This is a genomic window from Pseudoalteromonas piscicida (assembly GCF_002208135.1).
Lineage (GTDB): Bacteria > Pseudomonadota > Gammaproteobacteria > Enterobacterales > Alteromonadaceae > Pseudoalteromonas > Pseudoalteromonas piscicida_A.
Genome location: NZ_CP021646.1, coordinates 2,396,497 through 2,420,860 on the forward strand (window position 1 = coordinate 2,396,497; position 24,364 = coordinate 2,420,860).

Consider the following 24,364-nt stretch of genomic DNA (forward strand, 5'->3'; position numbering starts at 1 on the left):
TTACCTTTTAGTAATTAAATCGATAAGGGAAGCAAGCTCAGTCGAATATTCTTCTCTTCGCATCGCATGTTCAACTATCGCTTTTAAATAGCCGATTTTGCTCCCGCAATCATGACTTTTTCCACGTAATGAGTATGCATCCACTTGCTCTCGCTCCATCAACATCGCAATAGCATCAGTCAATTGAATTTCGCCACCAGCACCTAGCGGTGTTTTTGCCAAAAGTGGCCAAATAGATTTGTTTAACACGTAACGACCAACAACGGCTAAGTTTGAAGGCGCACTTTGTTGTTCTGGCTTTTCGACGATAGACCGCATCGCACTTGATTCTCCTTGCGCGAGTGCTGCCCCCCCCAAAATCCACAATACCAAACTGAGAGACTAGCTCAGGTGCCACCGCTTCTACCATCACTTGGCTATTACCAGAAGCTTTAAAACGCGCGATCATGTCAGCAAGATTATCTTTTGTTAAGTCACATGCGGCCTCATCGACTAGCACATCAGGCAACATAACCACAAAGGGCTCATCACCAATCACAGGCGCTGCACAATTGATGGCATGGCCAAGGCCACGAGCCTCACCTTGGCGTACATGGATCAGCGTAACCCCTTTGGGACATATAGATTGCACGTCTTCAAGAAGCTGACGCTTAACCCGCTTTTCCAGTGTTGCTTCCAGCTCAAAGCTCTTATCGAAGTGGTTTTCAATTGAGTTTTTACTCGAATGGGTAACCAGCACGATTTCTTTGACGCCCGCCGCCGCAGCTTCATCTACAACATACTGGATCAAAGGCTTATCGACAATTGGTAGCATTTCTTTTGGAATGGCCTTAGTCGCGGGTAACATGCGAGTGCCAAGACCCGCCACTGGAATAACGGCTTTCATGACTGCTCCTAAATAGCGACTGGTGCCTTGATATGCGGGTGACATTCATAATTCACCAACTCAAAGTCTTCAAACTTAAAACCAAAGATGTCTTTTACTTGAGGATTGATCTGCATTTGCGGCTTAGCAAATGGCTCGCGGCTTAACTGCTCTTCAACTTGTTCCATATGGTTTAAGTACAAATGGGCATCGCCAAAGGTATGCACGAAATCACCCACTTCTAAGTCGCAAACTTGAGCAATCATCATTGTTAACAGCGCATAGCTTGCGATGTTAAAGGGTACCCCCAAGAAAATATCCGCACTTCGTTGATAAAGCTGGCAAGAGAGCTTGCCATCTAGTACATAAAATTGGAATAACGTGTGGCAAGGTGGCAACGCTTGTTTGCCCATCGCTGCGTTTTCTTTCGGTGAATAGCTCGTGTCTGGCAAAAGTGCAGGGTTCCATGCACTCACAATTAAACGGCGAGAGTCAGGGTTGGTTTTGATTTGCTCAACAACATCGCTGATTTGGTCAATCACCTCACCATTTGGCCCTGTCCAAGAACGCCACTGGCTACCATAAACCGGGCCTAAGTCCCCCTCATCCGTTGCCCAGCCATCCCAAATACTAACACCATTTTCCTTTAGGTATTTGATGTTAGTATCGCCTTGCAAGAACCAAAGTAGCTCGTGAATAATCGAGCGTAGATGACACTTTTTCGTCGTTACAAGCGGGAAGCCTTCTTGCAAATTGAAGCGCATCTGGTATCCAAAAACACTCACTGTGCCGGTGCCCGTGCGGTCTTCTTTTTTTGTACCATTATCACGCACATGGCGCATCAGTTCTAAATATTGCTTCATTGTTCGCTACTCTTTAACTTTTAACTTGCCCGGTAGATGGGTTGCTACCTTCTCGCTTATATGCCCACACCATAAGGATAGCGCCTGCAATCACCATAGGGAGAGACAAGATCTGACCTTGAGAAATAAAGCCACCATATAAGCCAATATGTGCATCTGGTTCACGGAAATACTCGATTGAGAAGCGGAAGACACCGTAACCGGCTAAAAATAGACCTGCTACACTGCCCGCTGGGCGCGGTTTTTTCCTAAACCATACCAACATCACAAACAATACCAACCCTTCAAAAAACGCTTCATAAAGTTGTGATGGGTGGCGCGGCTGTGGTCCGCCCGTAGGGAAAATAAATGCCCAAGGAACATCCGTTACGCGACCCCATAATTCGCCATTAATGAAGTTACCGATACGACCCGCAAAAAGCCCAACAGGCACCATAGGAACGACAAAGTCACCTACCGATAAAATCGAACGTTTGTTTTTAAGCGCATACACGATAATCGCCGTGATAACGCCCAATGCTCCGCCATGGAAAGACATACCGCCTTGGTCCACCCTAAACAAATAAAGCGGGTTTTCAATAAAATGAGAGAATTGATAAAACAGCACGTAACCAATTCGCCCACCCAAGATCACGCCGAGCATACAGTAAAAGACCAGATCGCCAACTTGGTCTTTATTCCAACCAGAGTTTGGTTTTTTTGCTTCTTTTCCTGCCCACCACATGGCGAACATAAAGCCGATTAAGTACATTAATCCATACCAGTGAACACTAAGCGGTCCGATGGAAAAAATCACAGGGTCTATCTGTGGAAACTGCAAAGCCATAGCCTTTCCTTAATTCATTAACATATTGCCAGCGATAACAATGAGTAACGCCGCAAACACTTTCTTAATCGTTGTAACTGGTAAGTGGTGCGTAGCTTTAGCACCAATAGGCGCCATAAACCATGAAGTTGCTACTATACCAAACAAAGCCGGTAAATAGACAAAACCTAAAAATCCATGTTCAATATCCACATGTTGGCTGCCAGAGGCGATATAGCCAAAGGAGCCAAATATAGCAATAATGATACCGCTGGCAGACGCACATCCTATCGCTTTTTTCATATCAACAGAGAAAAATGTCAGTAGTGGGACGATTAGCGCCCCACCGCCAATACCAATCATTGCAGACAACGCCCCGTTACTGAGGTTAGCATCGCAAGTACCGGACCTTGTGGTATGACTCTGGTTGATTGTGGCGGTCTTCTGGAACTCCACGCCATTTTCAAAGCAATACCCACAACACTAACCACAAAAATAATTCTAACGAGTTTTTCAGGCAACATCACTGCGGCAAAGCCACTACCCAGCGCGCCGACTGCCACACCTAACATCACCCATGGCGCAATGTGCCATGGAACATTGTCATTTTTATGATGCGCTTTGGCTGAAGATGTCGAAGTGAAGATAATGGAGGCAAGTGACGTCGCAATTGCAACCAACACCACCTGATCTGTGGGTATAATATCAAATTTGGTCAAGATGACAGATAAAATGGGGACTATCAGTAGCCCGCCGCCGATACCAAGCAGACCGGCCAAAAAGCCAACTGCACAGCCTAGCAAAGCGCAAAGTACAACGATGAGTATAATAGTTTCCATCAACAAGCTCTTATTCTTATAGCGCCGTAATGGTAGCGTAAATAGCCTTAAGAAGCACCCTTTGCTTGGTGGCTGGTATAGAGTAATTCTGCAAAATTATGTTCTATCATAAATTCTTTAATAATTCGGCGCACTTGCTTAGATGAAGGTTGCGCTAAACAACTTTCAAGTAAAGCCTCCATATCCGTTACTTTGAGTCGGCGTAGCACCCATTTCACTTTGTTCAGTGATGAGATATTCATACTCAAACGGCGATATCCCATGGCAATAAGCAAAATTGCTCCCTCAGGCTCACCACCTAACTCTCCACACAGGCTAAAAGGCAGCTCATGCAGTTCACACTGCTGTGCAATCTGGTTTAACACTCGTAATACACTGGGGTGATAGGGGTCAAAAAGATCCGCCACTTGTGCGTTGGTTCTATCTACAGCCAATAAATACTGCGTCAAATCGTTGCTGCCAACAGAACAAAAATCGATTTTTTTCGACCACTCAGGTAGCAAGTACACGCTAGACGGTACTTCAAGCATTACGCCAATTTCTGGCCGGTCAATGGTATAAAAAGGATCAGCCCACTCGTCTTGCAACTCAAAACAAGCCTGCTCTATGAGCGCCATCGCTTCATCTATTTCCTCACTATGGCCCACCATAGGCAACATGATCTGTAAGTTGCCAAGACCCGCATTGGCTTTGATCATGGCTTTGATTTGATCCAAGAAAAGCTCGGGATGATCCAGCGATACACGAATGCCCCGCCATCCTAAAAATGGGTTTTCTTCTTTTATATCAAAGTAATCTAGAATTTTATCGCCACCGATATCTAAAGTCCGCATCACTACGGGCTCAGGGTGATAGCGTGATAGCACCTCGCGATACCAGACTTCTTGCTCCGATTGCGTAGGGAACTGGCCTTTTTGCATAAACCAAGACTCGGTACGGTAAAGGCCTACCCCATCGCAATAACTGGCGCTTAATGTTTCAGTTGATAGATCAAGCCCTGCATTCAAGAGTAAATTTATACGCTCACCATCAAGTGTAATAGGAGGCAAATCATGTTCCGCTTCAAACTTATCATGCAGTATGTTGTCTTTGCGCTTGATTTCAACGTACTCATTGACCAACATTTGCGAAGGCGAAATATAAAGCCGTCCAGAATACGCGTCCATGATCATGGACTTGCCATCAAACTGTAATAATGGAATGTCTTCTATACCCCAAATGGCGGGGACGCCCATCGCACGAGTAAGAATTGAGGCATGAGAGTTGGCTGAGCCATGTACACTGACTACCCCTTTGAGCTTTTCTTTTGGTACTTGCGCTAGCATAGTTGGGGTCAAGGTATGGGCGATGAGAATGGTATTATCTGGATAGTGTTTAACGGCTTGTTCGGTAGAGACTAAATGCTGGAGCACGCGAAGACCAATATCATTGACATCAATCGCGCGCTCTTTGATATAAGGGTCGCTCATCATATCAAACTGAGCCACAAGCTTTTCAATAACAAGCTTTAGCGCCGTTTTTGCGTTCCAGCCTTGTTGTATCTCAGTCTCCACTTGTTTACCTAAACTCTTGGCATCCAAAAGTTGTTGGTAAACCTCAAACACGGCTACCGCTTCTTTTGGAATATCATCACTCAGGGTTTTGGCTAAAATATGAAATTCTTGCCGAGTCGCAGCTACCGCCTGATGAAACAGCTGAATCTGCTGCTGAATATTGTCACTATGCTGGGGCTCAATACTCGCAAAATCAATATGGGGTAACACCACATAACCATCACCTAAGGCGATACCTGGTGCACTCGATACCCCTTTTAACACCGAGGTTCTATGGCTGCTTGCATCTTGTTGAAGTAAGGTTTGGATCTCTGTGTTTGCTAGCTGTGAAGCCAATTGCGCTGAAAGCGTAATAAGAAAGGACTCTTCATCATGGCTAAATACACGAGCAAGCTTTTGCTGCACTACAATAACCCCAAGCACTTTGCGCTGGTGTACAACGGGTACTGATAAGAAAGCATTGTAGCCTTCTTCATTCACCTCGGGTGAAAGTTTGAATCTTGGGTGTGATTGGGCGTGGGCAACGTTAATTGGCTCTTCACGCTGGGCAACAAGACCGACTAGGCCTTCCGTAAATCCCATTCGGAATTTCCCGATGGCTTTAGGATTTAAGCCATCGGTTGCCATCAGGATAAAATTATCTTGACTGTAATCGGCAAAATAAACTGAGCAGCATTCAGTGTGCATAGCATCTTTGACCATAGTAACAAAGCAATTTAACGCGCTTTGTAGGTCACTTTGCTGCGCCACTGACTCAGCAATCGATCTTAACGTTGCTAACACCTGCTGCTCCTTTGTTTTTTATCGTTTCGTGCGCCAGAAATCCTTCTGCCCTTGCGGTTCACGCTTACCAAATGGCATCGCAAACGGAGCGAATTCCTTCATCACTCGACGATAGACATCGCGCTTAAATGATACAACTTGACGTACTGGATACCAATAGCTTACCCAGCGCCAATCATCAAACTCAGGGTGATGCGTACGTAATAAGTCTACGTCTTCATCTTTACACCTAAGTTTCAATAAAAACCATTTCTGCTTTTGCCCGATACAAACTGGGCTTGAATCTCGTCTAATTAACCTTTTTGGTAGTTTGTAACGTAACCAATGTTTAGAACTTGCTACTATTTCAACATCTTCTGGCCTAAGTCCAACTTCTTCATGAAGTTCACGATACATCGTTTGCTCAGGTGTTTCCCCTTGATCTATTCCGCCTTGGGGAAATTGCCAAGAGTGTTGTCCGTAACGACGGGCCCAAAAAACCTGCCCCTGATTATTACAAATCACTATTCCGACATTGGCACGAAACCCTTCGGCATCAATCACCTTAGTGCCTCATTTATAAGTCGATTTTTAATGATTGTTCCACAACTCCCGCGTCACGGCAAATTTAATTCCATTCTATACCTAAATTATCTCAGCATACTCTCAAGTTACCCACAACTTGTGCATAACTTGGTATTTTTCAGTTCAAATTACGAACAAATCCACAATTACACACTTCACAACTCAGGTTTTCCACATAATCTGTGGATAATTGTGTTTATAGCCTTGTATTTATCCAAAGCTATAATATTTCCGAGGAGGTTTGCCTGTAATAAAATAAAAATAACTTCATATTTATCATATAGATAATAAAGTTATTACTTTACCCAAATCTTGCAAGTACAACCCCCACTTAAGTTGAGTGCAAAATAACCAACTTACTTCACCACATGATTTCTTTTATAATCGTGTTTTTAGTAGATAGACTCAGGAGTATCGCTTGCCATCAGTTACACCACCACATTCCGTGGGAGAACTTATGCAGCGTGTCGAAAACATAGCAGGTTTAACACTCGGTGAACTCGCTCAGCAGCTTTCGTTTAAAACGCCACAAGACTTACTCAGAGAAAAAGGTTGGGTAGGGCAACTCATCGAAGCGGCCTTAGGTGCCACTGCGGGCTCAAAGCCTGTGCCAGATTTTGAACATATTGGTGTTGAACTCAAGACTTTACCAATAAGCTATCAAGGTAAACCGCTAGAGACAACCTATGTGTCTGTCGTGCCGCTTACTCAGTTAACCGGATTAACATGGGAAGCATCGAGTGTTAAAAAGAAACTAGCTCACGTGCTCTGGCTACCCATTTTAGCCGAGCGAGACATTCCTTTAATTAATCGGGTTATCGGACACGGCTTCTTATGGCAACCAGATGCAAATCAAGAACAGCTATTACGAAGAGACTGGGAAGAGCAAATAGAGTTAATCGCGACTGGTCACGTAGACCTAATCTCAGGGCATCTTGGAGAAGTTATGCAGATAAGGCCAAAGGCTGCTAATGCCAAAGCGGTTACCGACGCCATAGGACCAAACGGTAAAATTATTCAAACTTTACCAAGAGGGTTTTATTTAAAAATCAACTTTACCCAATCGATATTGGCACAAGAGTTTGGTGCTTAAAAAAACAACTGTTGACTTTTTGTACAAAAAGTACAAATGTAAAACAGCCAACATCTTGTATAGATTTGGTTAATATTTATATTTTTATAGAAGGAAACGACAGTGAAATTAAAATTCAACAAAAAATCGATTAAAGAACTCAGTGTGAACAAAACACTTACTACCAAGATGACGCCAGCCGTTGCTGGAGGTAATGGCCCTGCAACGATGGATGACGCTTGTAATTCACTTCAAGTTTGTTGGACGTTCCGAAATGGCCAAGCTAATTGTGAAATTTGGGATGACGAACGTTAGCAACAAAAACGCCAGTATCTAAACTGGCGTCTTTACTAAAAATCGAGTACCGCGAATTATTGACCTTTGATTTCGCTACGACCTTTGTATACTGCTTTTTCACCTAGCGCTTCTTCAATACGTAATAGCTGGTTGTACTTAGCTACGCGATCAGAACGACAAAGTGAACCCGTCTTAATTTGACCAGCCGCTGTAGCAACTGCTAAATCAGCAATTGTTGCATCTTCTGTCTCACCAGAGCGGTGTGAAATAACAGCAGTAAAGCCGGCATCTTGCGCCATTTTGATGGCATCAAGCGTTTCAGACAGTGAACCAATCTGGTTGAATTTAATCAAGATTGAGTTACCAATGCTTTCTTCAATACCGCGCTTTAGGATCTTAGTGTTAGTAACAAAGAGGTCATCACCGACTAACTGAACTTTATCACCAATTTTATCTGTTAGGATTTTCCAGCCAGCCCAGTCGCTTTCGTCTAGACCATCTTCAATTGATACAATTGGGTAACGTGCGGCAAGATCGGCCAAGAAGTCTGCAAAACCTTCCGAGTCGAATGTTTTACCTTCGCCCTTCAGGTCATACTTGCCATCTACGTAAAACTCAGACGCTGCACAGTCAAGTGCAAGCGTGACGTCTTTGTTCATTTCGTAGCCCGCAGCTGCAACCGCTTCAACAATCACCTCCAGCGCTTCTTCGTTCGATTTAAGATCTGGTGCAAAACCACCTTCATCACCAACCGCCGTGTTCAGGCCACGTGACTTCAGTACTTTTTTCAGGCTATGGAAGATTTCAGCGCCCATGCGTAGTGCTTCACGGAAGCTTTTTGCACCGACAGGCTGAACCATAAACTCTTGAATATCAACGTTGTTATCCGCGTGCTCACCACCATTGATAATATTCATCATAGGAACTGGCATTGAGTACTGGCCTGCTGTACCGTTGATGTCTGCAATATGCTCGTATAGCGCAACGCCTTTGTCCTGTGCCGCTGCTTTTGCTGTTGCTAGAGATACCGCAAGGATTGCGTTCGCACCTAGTTTTTCTTTGTTTTCAGTGCCGTCTAAGTCCAACATGATTTGGTCGATTGCACGTTGCTCTAGCGCATTTTGACCTTCAAGTGCTGCCGCGATTTCGTTATTTACGTAGTTTACCGCAGTCAATACACCTTTACCTAAGTAACGAGACTTATCACCGTCACGTAGCTCTAGTGCTTCACGGGTACCCGTAGATGCACCTGATGGTGCACATGCACGGCCCCATGCACCTGACTCTAGGTGTACGTCCGCTTCTACTGTTGGGTTACCGCGTGAGTCCATAACTTCACGGCCAATCACTCTAACGATTTTTGACATCTTGATTCCTCTTATTCCCAAAGTGGTGTGTGTTGCACTGCTCTATCGCAGGCGAATTCAGGGTCAATAAACCCGCTTTAAAGTTTGCCTTATCTCTGTAGCTTCGCAAAGTGAAGATTTTACACGTATCACATTGACGCGCCGGCAGATAAGAAAAGTTTGGCGATAAACACTACACTTAGCGCCTATTGCAAAACCTTCTGCAACAAAAAAGCCGTGCAAGAGCACGGCTTTTTCTTATTATGAAGATGCTTTTTGGTAGCTGTACGCCGCCGCAACAAAGCCTTCAAATAATGGATGACCATCACGAGGCGTTGACGTGAACTCAGGGTGGAACTGAGCCGCGATAAACCAAGGGTGATCTTTATTCTCAATAATTTCAACTAGCTTCTTGTCTTCTGACAGACCAGTAAATTGCAGGCCTGCTTTTTCAAGCTCAGCAACATAGTTGTTGTTTACTTCATAGCGGTGACGGTGACGCTCAACGATTTCAGCATTACCATAAACGTCGCGTACCTTAGAACCCTCTTTTAGGTGGCAAAGCTGCGCACCAAGACGCATGGTGCCACCAAGATCAGAATCGTGGTCACGTACTTCAATCTTACCGTCAGCATCTAACCACTCTGTGATAAGACCAACAACTGGGTGTGGGCTTTCAAGATCAAACTCAGTCGAGTTAGCACCAGTAAGGCCTGCAACGTTACGCGCATATTCAATAAGCGCAACTTGCATCCCTAAACAAATACCTAGGTATGGTACTTTGTTTTCACGTGCATACTTTGCAGCTAAAATTTTACCTTCAACACCACGATTACCAAAGCCACCAGGTACTAAGATAGCATCAAGGTGATCCAGTAACTCTGTGCCTTTGCTCTCGATATCTTGAGAGTCAACATATTCAATATTCACCGTTAAACGGTTTTTCAAACCAGCATGTTTCAAAGCTTCGTTGACTGATTTATATGCATCCGGTAATTCGATGTATTTACCGACCATACCAATTGTCACTTCACCTGTAGGATTTGACTCTTGATAAAGTACTTGCTCCCACTCAGATAAATCCGCTTCTGGACACTCAAGGTAGAAGCGACGACAAATGATGTTATCAAGCTCTTGCGACTTCAATAGCGCAGGGATCTTATAAATACTGTCTACGTCTTGTAGTGAGATAACCGCTTTTTCTTCAACGTTAGTGAATAGTGCAATCTTCGCGCGCTCATTCGCTGGCAGTTTACGATCTGAACGACAGATCAAAATATCAGGTTGAATACCAATTGAACGAAGCTCTTTCACTGAGTGCTGAGTTGGCTTAGTTTTCACTTCGCCCGCAGGACCTAAGAAAGGCACCAGCGTTAGATGCATAAACAAAGCGCTCTCTCGCCCAAGCTCAGTGCCTAGCTGACGAATTGCTTCTAGGAAAGGTTGTGACTCGATATCACCAACCGTACCACCGATCTCTACGATAGCAACATCATGGCCTTCCGCGCCTTCAAGCACCCGACGCTTGATGTCGTTTGTGATGTGAGGAATAACCTGAATAGTGGCACCTAAGTACTCACCTCTGCGCTCTTTGCGCAGCACGTCTTCAAATACACGGCCTTGCGTAAAGTTGTTACGCTTGGTCATTTTAGTGCGAATAAAACGCTCGTAGTGACCAAGATCAAGGTCGGTTTCCGCGCCGTCTTCGGTTACGAATACTTCACCGTGTTGGATAGGGCTCATGGTCCCAGGGTCAACATTGATGTAAGGATCCAGCTTTAGAATCGTGACTTTCAAGCCACGTGCTTCTAAAATAGCGGCTAAAGAAGCAGCTGCAATACCTTTACCCAAGGAGGATACTACTCCGCCCGTTACGAAGATAAATTTTGTACTCATGCGAACCCTAGAAATTTCAGGAAAATTGGAATTTAAATAAGAATCAAGACGGGGCGATAGTATAGCAAAAGCACCTAAGTCATTCCAGCTAAAAATGACTTAGTGTAGTAATATATTTTATCAGAGGGTAGTTTTAATTAACGACCAAACCGTAAAATCGGACTCAGTTTTTACTTCGTTGACGACGTTTCACGGTCTCCCAAGCACCATCCATCTCCTCTAAGTTTGCATCTTTAAGTGACAGTGAGGACTCATTCAGAACGGCTTCTATTTGCACAAAGCGATTTTTAAATTTCTCATTGGCTTGGCGTAACAGCTGCTCCGGATCTCGTTTAATATGTCGGCTCACATTCACAGTTGCAAACAACAAATCTCCCACCTCCTCCGCAGTATGTTCAGAGAGTGGATCTACTTGCAGCGCCTCGCTCACCTCTGCGACTTCTTCTTGCACTTTATCCCACGCACCGTGGTAACTTGGCCAGTCAAATCCAAGTTTGGCTGCTTGCTTTTGGATTTTGTAGGCTTTTGATAATGCAGGCAAGCTGCTCGGGATATCCGCTGCGAACGCGCCTGTTTTTTGCGCTTGTTTTTCTTGCTGTTTAATGGTCTGCCATTGCTGCTCAAGCTCTGCTTCGCTTAAGCTTTCCTGTTTTTCAAAAACATGAGGGTGACGTCTCACTAATTTATCATTGAGAGTTTGCACTATGTCAGCAAAGTCAAACAACCCCTGCTCTTTTCCAAGTTGAGCATAAAAAATCACTTGGAACAGCAAATCCCCCAACTCTTCTTTTAAGTGAGCAAAATCGCCTTGTTCGATAGCATCGGCAACTTCATGCGCTTCTTCTAACGTATGAGGGACAATGGTTTTAAAGGTTTGCTTCTTATCCCAGTCACACCCTGTGCTTGGGTCACGCAGCTGCGACATAATCTCTAGCAGCTGCTCTATCCCCATTGTTGCCGAAGGCTTAGAGTCGCTTGGCATCAAAAACACCTTCGATTTGCATCAGTTTAGTCAACAAGCGATGCATAGCAGAAAGGTCATCCACCTCTACCTTCATCATAAATACCGCCACGTTTTTATCGTCTTGTGTTTGTACATTCATATTGAGAACATTGACTTTTTCATTGGCGAGCACAGCGCTAATGTCTCTAATGAGCCCTTGGCGGTCGTGTGCTTCAATTTTTAATGTAATGGCGTACGACGCTTTAACATCATCTGACCAACTGACCGCAATCTCACGCTCCGGATGTACATCCGTAATATGAGCAAATGACTCACAATCAGAGCGATGCACAGCAATACCTCGCCCTTGCGTGATGTAACCCACAATTTCATCCCCTGGTACCGGCTCACAGCATTTCGCCATATGACTCATCAAGCTGCCAACCCCATCAACGACCACTGCGTTTTTGTCGCCTTTAGTGTGTTTTGGCGAGGAGATTTTTAACTTAGGTGTATCCTCAGGTTTATCTTGTACATAGTTTAGGAATTGGTTGATACGAATATCACCGGCACCAATCGCCACCATTAAATCGTCGAGCTCTTTAAAATTAAAGCGGTCAATCGCGGGCTCTAAATCTTTATAGGTAATATCTAGCTTTTGCAGATGGCTATCTAAAATTTCTTTACCCGCTTGAAGATTTTTGTCTCTATCTTGCTGCTTAAACCAGTGATGGATCTTACTACGCGCTCTTGAAGAATGAATATATCCCAGCGACGGGTTTAACCAATCGCGACTTGGTGAAGCATTTTTCTGGGTCAGAATTTCTACCTGATCGCCAGTGCGTAGCGTATAAGTGAAAGGCACTATTTTACCAAACACTTTTGCCCCAATGCAGCGATGCCCAACATTGGAATGAATGTAGTAAGCGAAATCGAGCGGCGTCGAACCTAGCGGCAAATCAAAGATATCGCCCTTGGGCGTGAATACATAAACACGGTCTTCGACAACCTGATTCTTTAGCTCATCTGCTATTTCACTGCCATCCACCACTTCTTCTTGCCACTGCAACAGTTTGCGTAGCCAACTAATTTTTTGCTCGTATCCTGAGTTTCTGCCCGGCAACGCACCTTCTTTGTACATCCAATGTGCCGCCACCCCAAGCTCCGCATCTCGATGCATAGCCTCAGTGCGGATTTGGATTTCTACGGTTTTTCCTTCAGGACCAAATACCACGGTATGAATAGACTGATAGCCGTTTTGCTTAGGCGTGGCAATATAGTCGTCAAACTCTTTGTTTAAATGCCGCCAGCTGGTGTGCACAATGCCCAAAGCTGCGTAGCAATCTTGAATTTCATCTACCACCACACGCATCGCACGAATGTCGAACAACTGTTCGAATTCATAGCTTTTCTGCGCCATCTTTTTATAAATACTGTAAATATGCTTAGGACGACCGTAGACTTGCGCTTTAATGCCTGCATCTGCAAGTTTTTGTGCCACCGAATTAACCATATTTTCCATATAAGCTTCACGGTCTAGGCGTTTATCAGAAAGCTTCTTAGCAATAGACTTGTACGTATCTGGATGCAAATAACGAAACGAGAGATCTTCAAGTTCCCATTTTAATTGACCAATCCCCAAACGATTCGCAAGCGGTGCAAAAATATTGGCAGCCGCTTTTGCAGCAACGACTCTTTCTTCTTCCGATGCTTTTTTAACCGCGCGCAAATGGCAGATTTGCTCAGCAAGCTTAATCACTACGGCACGAACATCTTCCACCATAGCGAGTAACATACGGCGGATATTATCGACTTGTACCTTACCCGAGCTCTGATGTGCCAAAGTGCTGATGGTTTCCATATTCTCCACCCCTCTTAAAAGCAGAGAGATATTTTTGCCAAGCGCTTCCTCTACTTGATCAAGGGATAATTTTCCAGCGACAAAATAAGGAGTTAAAAACGCAGTTGCTAAAGATTCGCTATCAAAATTTAAGTCTGCAAGGATCTCTACCATTTCGATGGCATTATTGAGATGTTCCGTTGACTCATCCGCGGGACAGAGTTCATAGGCTTTTTGTAGCCATGCTCTTTGATCCTTAGACAAGTTTAAGATAGTGAGTCGCGCATCAAACTCTAGTGGCAAAGTGGTTTGATGCGACTGCCGAGTAGCAACCATGTTATGATACCTCCTGAAAATTACTTACCCGCCTCATTTTCGGGTAAATTATCTAACCTGCAGCTCAGGCAACAGCGGCCTCAGAGCTCAGATTATTTACGCTGTTTTTCAAACAGCGCCATGGTTTCGATATGTCCCGTGTGGACAAACATATTCATTAAGCCAAGCTTTTCTAGTTCAAAGCCTGCCTGCGCTATCACCAAAGAGTCGCGCGCCAGCGTAACCGGGTCGCATGACACGTATAAAATACGGGTAAACTGCGTCAACGGTAATTGCTGCAGTACCTCAAGTGCACCCGGCCTTGAAGGGTCCAGTACTAACACATCTAAATTTGCGTCGAACCAAGCGGCCTCTGCAATCGACTGGGTTAGATCAAAACGGTGAAACTGAACATTACTGATTTGATTAGTTTGCGCATTTTGCTGAGCCATTGCAACCGATTGCGCTTCACCTTCTACACCAATCACATTTTTTGCTTGTTTTGCGAGCACTAAGGAGAAATTTCCCACTCCACAGAAAAGATCGAGGACACTTTCATCGTTACTCAGCTGTAGCCAGTCTGTCGCTTGACGCAACATTGCTTCATTTACTGATTGATTCACTTGAATAAAGTTGTTCAATCTAAATTCAAGTGTTAAGCCAAATTCACCAAGGCGATAGTGCGGCAACTGGGAATACACAACGGGCGTTTCACCATCGTCAAACAGGACCTGACAATTCTCTAGCTCGCTTTGTAACGTTTCGCGAGTCAAGGCCGACAATGGCTTTGTATGACGACACAGTACATAATTATGATTGTCCGCCTGACAAAGCTGAATATGGCTAATTAGCTTAAACTCACTCAGTGACTGCGCAAGCGCACTTAGTGTGTTAAAAATACTATCAAAGGGCGACACCAATACACCACACTGTTCTATTTCAACAATCTGCTTCGACTGACTTGCTCTAAAGCCTAACTTCACGCTTTTGCTTTGTTTATCATAAATACATGCCAAACGAGCTGCACGACGATAGTGAAGCGGCATGGAAGTAATCGGCGTTTGCCAAGGTAACTGAGCGATGTTGGCAAAACGCGCAAAAAGTTTTTCAACTGCATGCTGCTTTTCATTGAGCTGCCCCTCAACACTTTGATGCTGCAAGCTACAGCCACCACACTGCTGGTAATGCTGACAAAACGGTTTAACACGCTCTTTGGAGGCGTTTAGCACTTTGATCACCTTCGCTTCCAACAGTTTAGACTTAGCCTGTACGACCTGAGCCCTCACTCGCTCGCCAGTCAGGGCGCCAGTCACAAAACAGACCTTGCCTTCATGGCGAGCAACTCCTCGCCCCTGATGATCCATTGACTCTATGTGTAATTCTATTTGCTTTGACGGCTTAGCAGCTTTCTTAGCACGAAAAATCTGTGCCATTGGGTTCCTCATTTGTTTGCTTATCACGTCGGTAAAAGATAATCTTAGTTACAGATTTCTCTGCACTTTTTTGACCCTATGACAAAATTAAACCTGCGTGACAGTATTTTACTACTCACTCTTTTGCCAACCCTATTGGTTGGCGTGCTACTTGGTGGTTATTTTACTATAAACCGCTACGTAGAGCTTGAGGAAATTCTGATAAGTCAGGGAAATCGCATTGCAGATTCACTGGCCATGTCAGTTGAATACCCAATAGAAAAACAAGATAAAGCGCACTTGCACCGCATTTTAAGCCAAGCGCACAATAAACACGCACCACTGGTAAAAAGCATCGCACTGTTTGATAAGCAAAACCAGCTTATTCTTACCAGTAATTATCATAGTGAGTTCGACAAATTACATTACTTTGGTGATGTGCAAAAACTACAAACCACCGAAGTCACTACGCTAAAAAATACGTTTGTGTTTTATTCACCAGTTAAAAATCATTTAGCCAAAAAAACCGATTGGCACAGTGCAGAGCCGGCTACGCTCGCCGTATTAGTTGTAGAGATCAGTAAAGATCAAGCGCTTATATCGCAGCAGCGCGCGCTGATCTTGAGTGCTATTGTTATTATTTTCTCCTTTTTACTCAGTGTCATGCTCGCGATGCGGTTGTCACGCATGCTGACCAAGCCGATTGCCAGTTTGATTTTGGCCACAGACAAACTCAATGAAGGCAAACAAGACATCGCTATCAATGAACCGATGCGTGGCGAATTTGAGCTACTGCGCCAAGGCTTGATTGTCATTGGCAGAAAGATGGCAAATCAAAAAGACGAAATGCAAAAACACATTGATCAGGCAACTAGTGATTATCGCGAAACGCTTGAGCAGTATGAAACGCAGAATATTCAGCTCAATATTGCCAAAAAAGAAGCACAAGACGCTAACCGCGTAAAGTCAGATTTCTTGGCTAAGATGAGTCACGAGCTCAGAACACCACTCAATGGGGTCATAGGCTTTACCCGTCAACTTTATAAAACACCATTAAATAAACACCAGAAAGATTATTTAGATACCATAGAGCTATCTGCAAATAGCCTGCTTACCATCATTAGTGACATCTTGGACTTCTCAAAACTAGAAGCCGGCGCGATGGAGCTGGAGAATATCCAGTTTGAATTACGCGACGCCGTCAATGAGGTCATGACCTTATTAGCGCCAAGCGCTCATGATAAACAGCTCGAATTTTCGATTTCAGTTAATCGTCAAGTGCCCGACAACTTAATTGGCGATCCTACTCGATTTAAGCAGGTGTTGACCAATCTAATTAGTAATGCCATCAAGTTCACGGAAAAAGGCTCAGTCAAAGTGGATATCAACCATCGCTTGATGGATGAATCTCAATCCTCGTTGTTAGTGTCTGTCAGTGATACCGGGGTCGGCATTGCGCAGGATAAACAAGACGCGTTATTCACGCCGTTTGCCCAAGCCGATACTAGCATCACCCGTAAATTTGGCGGCACCGGTCTTGGTCTTATCATCACAAAACATATTGTTGAGGCGATGAATGGCCGCATTACTCTTAACTCAGCCCCTGGAAATGGTACCTGCTTCTCATTTAATGCGGTCTTTGCACTGCCAAACCGGCTCTACAACGACGATTTACCAAGCAAGCCGCTGGAAAATAAACGCGTGCTCTACTTTGAGCCACAGGAGCACACTCATCATGCAGTAATGGCTCAGCTACAAGCGTGGGATATGCAGGTGACTCGGTGTCTAACAGAAGAAGAGTTTGATACCGCCTTAGGGTTGGATTTTAACTACGACATTTGTTTAATCGGCTCTATGGCAAGCGTCGACCAAATGCAGACGGTTAAGAGTTACATCAAGCAAGCTCGCGGATCTGCAGACTACTTATATTTGATGGTTAATACCGTATCTCATAATATGCGTGAAGCGCTCATTGGCAGTGGCGCAGACGCTTGTTTAAGCAAACCACTTAACCACAGAAAGCTATGCGAAATGCTTGCAGCACCGTATCGTTTAGATCACCCAGACATGAGTGCCAATGAAATCGAAGCTACAAGCCTGCCACTTAAAGTGCTCGTTGCGGACGATAACGATGCTAACTTGAAGTTGATCTGTACTTTGTTGGATGAACAAGTAGAAGCAATAGATACAGCACATAATGGTGCTCAAGCAGTAAGTTTATGCAAGTCCAGAAAATACGACCTCATATTTATGGATATTCAAATGCCTATCATGGACGGGATAAGCGCCTGTAGAAGCATTAGAGAGTCATCGGTAAATGAGGATACCCCCATTATTGCCGTCACCGCTCATGCGCTTGCTGGCGAAAAAGAGCAGCTGCTTAAAGATGGCTTTAGTAACTATATGACTAAACCCATAGATGAAGATATGCTTAAGCAAATTATTTGCGACCATAGCGCATCTTCACCAGTAGCGAGACAAAGAAATAACGAGAGTCATCAGCACAGCGTGCCGCCATTTAATAGCCAAATGTTAGACTGGGGGTTAGCACTGCAACGAGCTGGCAACAAACCTGACTTAGCATTGGAAATGCTCAACATGCTGCTTTCTAGCGTGCCCGAAACGTTGCGGCAGTTGGAATCCGCACAAAACGCAGAAGATCTACCGACGCTGCTCAAAGTAGTGCATAAGTTTCACGGTGCCTGTTGTTATACTGGCGTACCAACTCTAAAGAAATTGGCTGAGACCATTGAGACCGGATTAAAACAAGAAAAATTACTCAGTGATATCGAACCTGAGCTATTTGAACTAGTGGATGGACTCACCTTATTACTTGCTGATTCTGAGCCATCACAATCCAACTGACCCTTATATCCGCACCTATCTACTCGCTACTTTTATAAACCCAATCATCGACGTAGCGAATAGATAGGGAGCATGGAGCTATCGTTATTTCTAAAACGCTTCTCGACAATTTATTACACTTTCTAACAGCACTCCCCAACTCTTGTAACAAACTCATTACATTCTAAATTCACGCAATCTTCAACTTACGAAAGGAATTCTGTATGTATCTCATCAAATCGGCACTTACTTCTGCTGCCATCTTCACCCTCGCTTTTGCTTCTTTTAGTCACGCCATTGAACCTCCATCTGACGAATGGCAAGTTCGTTTAGGAGGAGGAGCTGCCGCTGCAGATTTACCGTGGAAAGGCATTGAGAGTGAGCTGATCTCAATTCCCATCATAGATATCCAAAAAGGGAACTGGTTTATCAACAAAGACAGCTTAATTGGCTATCGCTTTCCTATTACCGAAGATTTATCTGTCTACTCCGGATTGGGCTATCGCCAAGACGGCTATGATGGTGTGTTCCGAGATGCGAAATCCGAGGACGAGGTTTTTGAAGGATATGACGCACCAGATGGCGATATTACCGTTAACTACGGCATTACCTACCTGTGGTTTACGCTAGCTGGTCACAGCGATATTTCCGATAATTCAGATTCAACCACGGCTACTTTTTCGGTATCAATTCCACTGTACAACAATGGCCGAGGATTTAAAGTATCGGCCGTAGGTAATGTAGAATGGCAGCAGTCTGACTACGTCAATTACATTTACGGGGTGAGCGGGAAAAACATCGATATCAGCCGTGGTCGATTGGGCTACTTAACTACTGATGATGCGGTGAACTATTCGGCAGGCTTGACCGTGCATTATCAGTTAAAAACACAACTAAGTCTGGTTGGTGGCATAACTCGAACTAAGCTCGATGATGTTATTGCCAATAGTCCGTTATTAGACAGAGACACTAGCGATCTGGCTTATGCAGGATTAGTCTACCAGTTTTAGGTCAAGTAACCCCTTGTTCAAGTTAAATAAAAAACCCAAGTTTAACTTGGGTTTTTTATTATCATAATGCTTGTTTACATCATCGAACGTATTAATCGCCTTCTGCGCTTTCCGTTTCTTGATTGTGTAACTCAAGACTAGCAGACATCGCTGCTTCACGATTGGACTTTGCCGAATCGTTGCGTAGCTCATCAATATGATTGAGGTAGTTTTGGTCAACGTCACCTGTGATGTACTGGCCATCAAATACCGAAGTCTCAAAGCGAGCAATCTCTGGATTTTCTTGACCCACGGCTGCAATCAAATCACTTAGTGATTGGTAGATCAAACCGTCCGAACCAATACTTGCATTGATATCTTCCACTTCACGGCCATGTGCGATTAGCTCTGACGCAGAAGGCATATCAATACCATAAACGTTAGGGAATCTTACTTCTGGTGCTGCTGATGCAAAGTACACATTCTTAGCACCCGCTTCACGCGCCATCTCAACAATTTGTGCTGATGTGGTGCCTCGCACAATCGAATCATCGACAAGTAACACGTTCTTGCCAGCAAACTCTCTATCAATCGCGTTAAGTTTACGACGTACAGACTTCTTACGCAGCTCTTGGCCCGGCATAATGAAAGTACGGCCAATGTAGCGGTTCTTAACAAACCCTTGGCGATAAGGAAGACCAAGCACGGAAGCAATTTCAAGTGCGATATCACATGATGTTTCAGGGATTGGGATAACCACGTCGATATCTTTATCGCCCCACTCAGTTGCGATTTTCTCACCGAGCTTGGTGCCCATATTCACGCGAGTCGCATAAACGGACATCTTATCGATGTTTGAATCCGGACGAGCAAAATATACAAACTCGAAGATACAAGGTGCAAGCGTCGTTTTAGCAGCGCAGATCTGAGAGAAAAACTCACCTTTTTCTGTCACATAGATAGCTTCACCAGGTGCAACATCTCGCACAAACTCAAAGCCATCTGTTGCCAATGCAACACTCTCTGAAGCGAACATGTATTCCATGCCACGCTCTGTTTCTTTCTTACCGAAAACAAGCGGACGAATACCGTGAGGGTCTCTAAATGCCAAAATACCATGACCGATGATCATCGCGATACTCGCGTAACCACCAGAAACAATAGACACAACTTCTGTTACTGCCGTAAACATGTCTTCCGGGTCTAACTTCATCTTGTCTGTTTTGCCAAGCTCGTGAGCTAAGATATTCAGCAAGATCTCTGAATCAGACGTAGTATTAACGTGGCGACGCGCTTGAGTAAACAAACGCTCTTTTAATTTCTCTGCATTGGTTAAGTTGCCGTTGTGTGCAAGGGCAATACCAAATGGAGAGTTTACGTAGAAAGGTTGTGCTTCTGCTGAGCTTGAAGAGCCAGCAGTAGGATAACGTACATGACCAAGACCAATGTTGCCCTGCAGGCGTTTCATGTGTCTTGTATGGAATACGTCTTTCACTAGACCGTTTGCTTTTCGTAAGCTAAACGTATTGTTGTCAATGGTAATAATGCCAGCCGCATCTTGGCCGCGGTGTTGCAAAACAGTTAAGCCGTCATAAATCGCCTGATTAACAGGAGATGTTCCGACTATCCCAACGATACCACACATTAAAAATTTCCTCGCCGATTAACGGTTTACTGAATCTAAAAAGCTCGAGTTATGTTCAAGATAGGAGAAAAACCACTCTATCACAAAGCCAAATTCAGGAATTAAGTTTGATGCTTTCCACCACTGCGTGTTTGGAGCACTGGTAAATGCATCAAGGAAAAAGAGTAAGGCGCTAACGACCAACACACCTCTAAGTCCACCGAATACAATCCCAAAGATCCTATCGGTGCCTGAGAGTCCTGTTCTTTGAACTAGTTCACTCAAGACATAATTAACAAGCCCACCTAACATCAAGGTCGCAAAAAAGAGTATGGCTATTGCGGCTGCATTTCTTAAAAGGGGTTCTGAAATGAATGTTAGGAAGGTTGCGAGATATTGGTAAAAAATACTAGAGATGAAAAAAGCGCCGATCCATACGACAAGTGACATCGCTTCTTTGACGAAGCCTCGAAGCAAGCCAAAGATAGTCGATAAACCAACAATACCAAGAATGGCGTAATCAACCCAGATCATAGTAACCAATAAGTCGTTAATGTGGGGCGCATTCTAAAAGGTTTGGCATCTAAATGCCAGATCATTTTGTCACTTCAAATTGTGTCAAACGACCATTTAACTTAGTTAACTTCTTTAATTCTAGTAACTTAGCTTCAAGTTCAGCTTTATTTAAATCTGGTCCAACAAACACTTTTGTCAGTGTACCATTAGGAGTTTTAACGGGTTTAGTAAAGGTTTTAAAGCCATTGTCTGCGAGCTTTTTCGTCAGTGCATCAACATTCGACTTATGCGAAAAACTACCAAGTTGAATGACATAGGCCATTTTTGAAAAGTTAGCGGTCTCAGGACGCGTTAATCGCGCCACCTCAACTTTGTCAGTCGTTACGACGGGCTTCGCCTCAACTTGCGCAGATGCTGCATCTGCTTGCTGCGCGCTGACTACAGTAGCCTCTTCTGCGCCTTCTAGCTTAACATCATCGGCACTAATATCTTCCAACGGCTCAGAGGGCAATTCCGGCGCAAGCTTGGCTTGCGCATCCACTTTCTCTTGCAGGTCAATAGTTTTGAACTCAGGTCTTTCAGGGATCGCTTGAAACCCTTCCTTGTAGTGGACCTTTTCACCATCGAGGATATTAGGAATAAAGATCACCGCAGCAACCACGACGATACTCGTTCCAACAAGGCGATTTATAAATACTGAGTTCACAACTTTACTCTCTACTTTATATTAAATCTTCTGTAACTATTTTCGCCAGTACTCCATTGCCTCAGCAACGGTAAAGAACGAACCAAATATCACCAATACCTGCTCGCTCGTTAGCGTACCGAGCTGAGCATCAAGTGCTGCTTTGACACTATCGAATAATGTGGCGTTACAACTTGAGTCAAGCAGTGGCTTGAGGTTTTCTGCATACTCTCCACGAGGTCCTGACAGTGAAGCTAAACTCCAATTATCTACATATTGGGTAACTTCTTTCAGTACACTAGCTTTGTCTTTATCCGCAAGCATAGCGACTAAGGCATGAATTTTAAACCCTTTTTGCTTGAGTTCTTGTAACTTAGTTGCCAAATATCTTGCAGACTCTGGATTATGCGCAACATCGGTATACACCAGCGGCGTTGTATTGAGCTGCTGAAAGCGACCTTCCACTTGCAAGTTTGCCAGACAAGCCTTCACTTCATCATAGCTAGGTAGTAACTCAAGTTTAGCTAATACCGTTAACGCTGTCGCAGCATTTTGTGCTGGAATAGCTGGTTTATCGAAGTGCCAATCAAAATCAAGATATTGCCATCTAAACTGAGAGTCTAGCGATGTGAAATGGAAATCACGCTTTGATAACACCATATCGGCTGCAATTTCGTCGCCATAGTCTGTAACCGTATGTGGGATATTCAAATCGCCAACGATTGCAGGTTTACCACTGCGGAAAATGCCAGCTTTGTCATAGCCAACCAATTCTCTGGTATCACCCAAGTACTCTTTATGATCTAAGTCGACAGTCGTGATAACTGAGGCAAATGGCGAGACAATATTCGTCGCATCAAACCGCCCGCCTAAACCAACTTCAAGCAAAATATAATCAACCTTACAGCGCTTGAAAATACTTAGCGCACCGAGCGTACCAAACTCAAAATAAGTCAGTTGGGTATCTTTACGGGTGTCGTCAAGGAATTTAAATGCATCGATATGATATTGATCTTCAAGCTCAGCTCCATTCACTCGAACGCGCTCGTTGTAACGTACTAAATGTGGCGAGGAATAGGTGCCAACCGAAAACCCTTGCGCGAGCAACAGCGACTCCAAACATCTGGCTGTTGTCCCTTTTCCATTGGTACCACCAATAAGAATGATTTTACTGAAAGGATCAAGTAACCCTGCTTGCTCGGCAACTTGCGCTACACGTTCAAGTCCCATTTCAATGGTAGCTGGGTGGATTGCTTCTAAATAACAAAGCCAATCATCAAGGCTTGATGATTGGCTAGGCTGTTTAACCGTCATAAGTTGAGTAGCTCAATTTGAAAAATTTACGCTACTCTATGCTCTTGTTCAGTGGAAGGCAAGTCCATAAACTTCGCCAAAATGCGCGCTAACGTATCACGCATTTCACGGCGGTCAACGATCATGTCAATCGCACCGTGCTCTAATAAGAATTCACTGCGCTGGAAACCGTCAGGTAGGGTCTCACGTACTGTTTGCTCGATAACACGTGGACCCGCAAAACCTATAAGTGCTTTTGGCTCTGCCACATTGATATCACCAAGCATCGCCAATGACGCAGAAACCCCACCCATAGTTGGGTCGGTCAATACTGAGATAAATGGCAAGCCTTTGTCACTCATTTTGGCCAATGCTGCACTTGTTTTTGCCATTTGCATCAATGACATCAGTGCTTCTTGCATACGTGCACCACCAGATGCTGAGAAACAAATTAACGGCATGTTATGTTCTAAACACTCGTTAACTGCATCAACAAATCGAGCACCTACAACCGAGGCCATTGAACCGCCCATGAAGGAGAATTCAAAAGCAACCGCAGCAACAGGAATACCCTTTACGCGACCTTTCATTGCAACCAAAGCGTCTTTTTCACCGCTTGCCTTTTGCGCTTGAACGATACGATCCGAATATTTTTTAGAATCTTTAAACTTTAATACGTCTTGTGGCTCATGCTCTGTGCCAAGCTCTTGACGATCAGCATCATCTAAGAAACTTTCAAGGCGTTTACGTGCCGTGATGCGCATGTGATGATCGCACTTAGGACATACGTTTAACGACTTTTCTAATTCCGCTTTGTATAGGATTGAATCACAATCTGTACACTTTGCCCAAACCCCCTCTGGGATCTCTTTTTTACCAGAAGATTTAGTGGTTTTAGGTAAGATCTTTTCTAACCAACTCATTTGCAACTCTCTATCGTGCTTTATTCTGTTCCGTCAGCAAAGACAGACATCTTTTCCCAATTAAATCATGATTTAGCTATAGGTGATATAAAAAACT

Annotated in this window: 18 protein-coding genes and 2 pseudogenes; 4 read left to right on the top strand and 16 right to left on the bottom strand. The window is 44.2% G+C overall.

Features of this window, described 5'->3' with window-relative positions:
• From galU to rppH, 6 genes and pseudogenes are all read right to left on the bottom strand, one after another.
• Window positions 1-886: pseudogene (galU, locus tag B1L02_RS11245) on the bottom strand (UTP--glucose-1-phosphate uridylyltransferase GalU).
• 8 nt (window positions 887-894) lie between these two features.
• The gene (locus tag B1L02_RS11250; RefSeq protein ID WP_088531083.1) at window positions 895-1,728 is read right to left on the bottom strand and encodes a thymidylate synthase; all 834 of its coding nucleotides are present in this window, start codon (window positions 1,726-1,728) and stop codon (window positions 895-897) included.
• Between the two features lie 13 nt (window positions 1,729-1,741).
• Window positions 1,742-2,554, bottom strand: coding sequence for a prolipoprotein diacylglyceryl transferase (gene lgt, locus B1L02_RS11255; protein WP_088531084.1), 813 nt, complete (start codon window positions 2,552-2,554; stop codon window positions 1,742-1,744).
• A gap of 9 nt (window positions 2,555-2,563) precedes the next feature.
• Window positions 2,564-3,372, bottom strand: a pseudogene (locus B1L02_RS11260) (sulfite exporter TauE/SafE family protein).
• A 47-nt stretch (window positions 3,373-3,419) separates the two neighbouring features.
• The gene (gene ptsP, locus B1L02_RS11265; protein ID WP_088531085.1) at window positions 3,420-5,708 is read right to left on the bottom strand and encodes a phosphoenolpyruvate--protein phosphotransferase; all 2,289 of its coding nucleotides are present in this window, start codon (window positions 5,706-5,708) and stop codon (window positions 3,420-3,422) included.
• A gap of 18 nt (window positions 5,709-5,726) precedes the next feature.
• Complete coding sequence (gene rppH, locus B1L02_RS11270) at window positions 5,727-6,251, bottom strand: RNA pyrophosphohydrolase (protein ID WP_088531086.1); 525 nt, start codon at window positions 6,249-6,251, stop codon at window positions 5,727-5,729.
• 439 nt (window positions 6,252-6,690) lie between these two features.
• Here rppH and mutH point away from each other — a divergent pair, with 439 nt between their 5' ends.
• Window positions 6,691-7,365, top strand: a complete 675-nt coding sequence (gene mutH / locus B1L02_RS11275; protein WP_088531087.1) for a DNA mismatch repair endonuclease MutH — start codon at window positions 6,691-6,693, stop codon at window positions 7,363-7,365.
• Window positions 7,366-7,467: 102 nt separating this feature from the next.
• Window positions 7,468-7,659 (top strand): hypothetical protein, encoded by a 192-nt coding sequence (locus B1L02_RS11280; RefSeq protein WP_088531088.1) that lies wholly within the window; start codon window positions 7,468-7,470, stop codon window positions 7,657-7,659.
• Window positions 7,660-7,715: 56 nt separating this feature from the next.
• Here B1L02_RS11280 and eno read toward each other — a convergent pair whose 3' ends face one another.
• The 5 genes from eno to rlmD form a co-directional block, all read right to left on the bottom strand.
• Window positions 7,716-9,008 carry a phosphopyruvate hydratase gene (eno, locus tag B1L02_RS11285; protein WP_088531089.1) on the bottom strand — a complete coding sequence of 431 codons (1,293 nt, stop codon included), beginning with the start codon at window positions 9,006-9,008 and terminating at the stop codon, window positions 7,716-7,718.
• A gap of 240 nt (window positions 9,009-9,248) precedes the next feature.
• A complete protein-coding gene (locus tag B1L02_RS11295; protein WP_088531090.1) occupies window positions 9,249-10,883 on the bottom strand; it encodes a CTP synthase in 1,635 nt (544 codons plus the stop codon).
• A gap of 163 nt (window positions 10,884-11,046) precedes the next feature.
• On the bottom strand, window positions 11,047-11,865 hold the full coding sequence (gene mazG / locus B1L02_RS11300; RefSeq protein WP_088531091.1) for a nucleoside triphosphate pyrophosphohydrolase: 819 nt from the start codon (window positions 11,863-11,865) through the stop codon (window positions 11,047-11,049).
• Window positions 11,849-14,002 (bottom strand): GTP diphosphokinase, encoded by a 2,154-nt coding sequence (relA, locus tag B1L02_RS11305; RefSeq protein ID WP_088531092.1) that lies wholly within the window; start codon window positions 14,000-14,002, stop codon window positions 11,849-11,851. The genes mazG and relA overlap by 17 nt, the downstream gene beginning before the upstream one ends.
• Window positions 14,003-14,094: 92 nt before the next feature.
• Window positions 14,095-15,414, bottom strand: a complete 1,320-nt coding sequence (rlmD, locus tag B1L02_RS11310; protein WP_088531093.1) for a 23S rRNA (uracil(1939)-C(5))-methyltransferase RlmD — start codon at window positions 15,412-15,414, stop codon at window positions 14,095-14,097.
• A gap of 78 nt (window positions 15,415-15,492) precedes the next feature.
• On the opposite strand from rlmD, the gene barA reads away from it, so the two are divergent.
• Window positions 15,493-18,258, top strand: coding sequence for a two-component sensor histidine kinase BarA (gene barA, locus B1L02_RS11315; protein WP_088531094.1), 2,766 nt, complete (start codon window positions 15,493-15,495; stop codon window positions 18,256-18,258).
• A gap of 203 nt (window positions 18,259-18,461) precedes the next feature.
• Window positions 18,462-19,247, top strand: a complete 786-nt coding sequence (locus B1L02_RS11320; protein ID WP_088531095.1) for a MipA/OmpV family protein — start codon at window positions 18,462-18,464, stop codon at window positions 19,245-19,247.
• 91 nt (window positions 19,248-19,338) lie between these two features.
• Here B1L02_RS11320 and purF read toward each other — a convergent pair whose 3' ends face one another.
• The 5 genes from purF to accD all read right to left on the bottom strand — a co-directional run bounded on the left by purF (window position 19,339) and on the right by accD (window position 24,267).
• Entirely contained in the window at window positions 19,339-20,871 is a 1,533-nt protein-coding gene (gene purF / locus B1L02_RS11325; RefSeq protein WP_088531096.1) for an amidophosphoribosyltransferase, read from the bottom strand.
• Between the two features lie 18 nt (window positions 20,872-20,889).
• On the bottom strand, window positions 20,890-21,384 hold the full coding sequence (locus B1L02_RS11330; protein ID WP_088531097.1) for a CvpA family protein: 495 nt from the start codon (window positions 21,382-21,384) through the stop codon (window positions 20,890-20,892).
• A gap of 61 nt (window positions 21,385-21,445) precedes the next feature.
• Window positions 21,446-22,072, bottom strand: a complete 627-nt coding sequence (locus B1L02_RS11335) for an SPOR domain-containing protein (RefSeq protein ID WP_088531098.1) — start codon at window positions 22,070-22,072, stop codon at window positions 21,446-21,448.
• 36 nt (window positions 22,073-22,108) lie between these two features.
• Window positions 22,109-23,365 carry a bifunctional tetrahydrofolate synthase/dihydrofolate synthase gene (folC, locus tag B1L02_RS11340; protein ID WP_088531099.1) on the bottom strand — a complete coding sequence of 419 codons (1,257 nt, stop codon included), beginning with the start codon at window positions 23,363-23,365 and terminating at the stop codon, window positions 22,109-22,111.
• Between the two features lie 26 nt (window positions 23,366-23,391).
• A complete protein-coding gene (accD, locus tag B1L02_RS11345; protein WP_088531100.1) occupies window positions 23,392-24,267 on the bottom strand; it encodes an acetyl-CoA carboxylase, carboxyltransferase subunit beta in 876 nt (291 codons plus the stop codon).
• Window positions 24,268-24,364 lie beyond the last annotated feature (97 nt).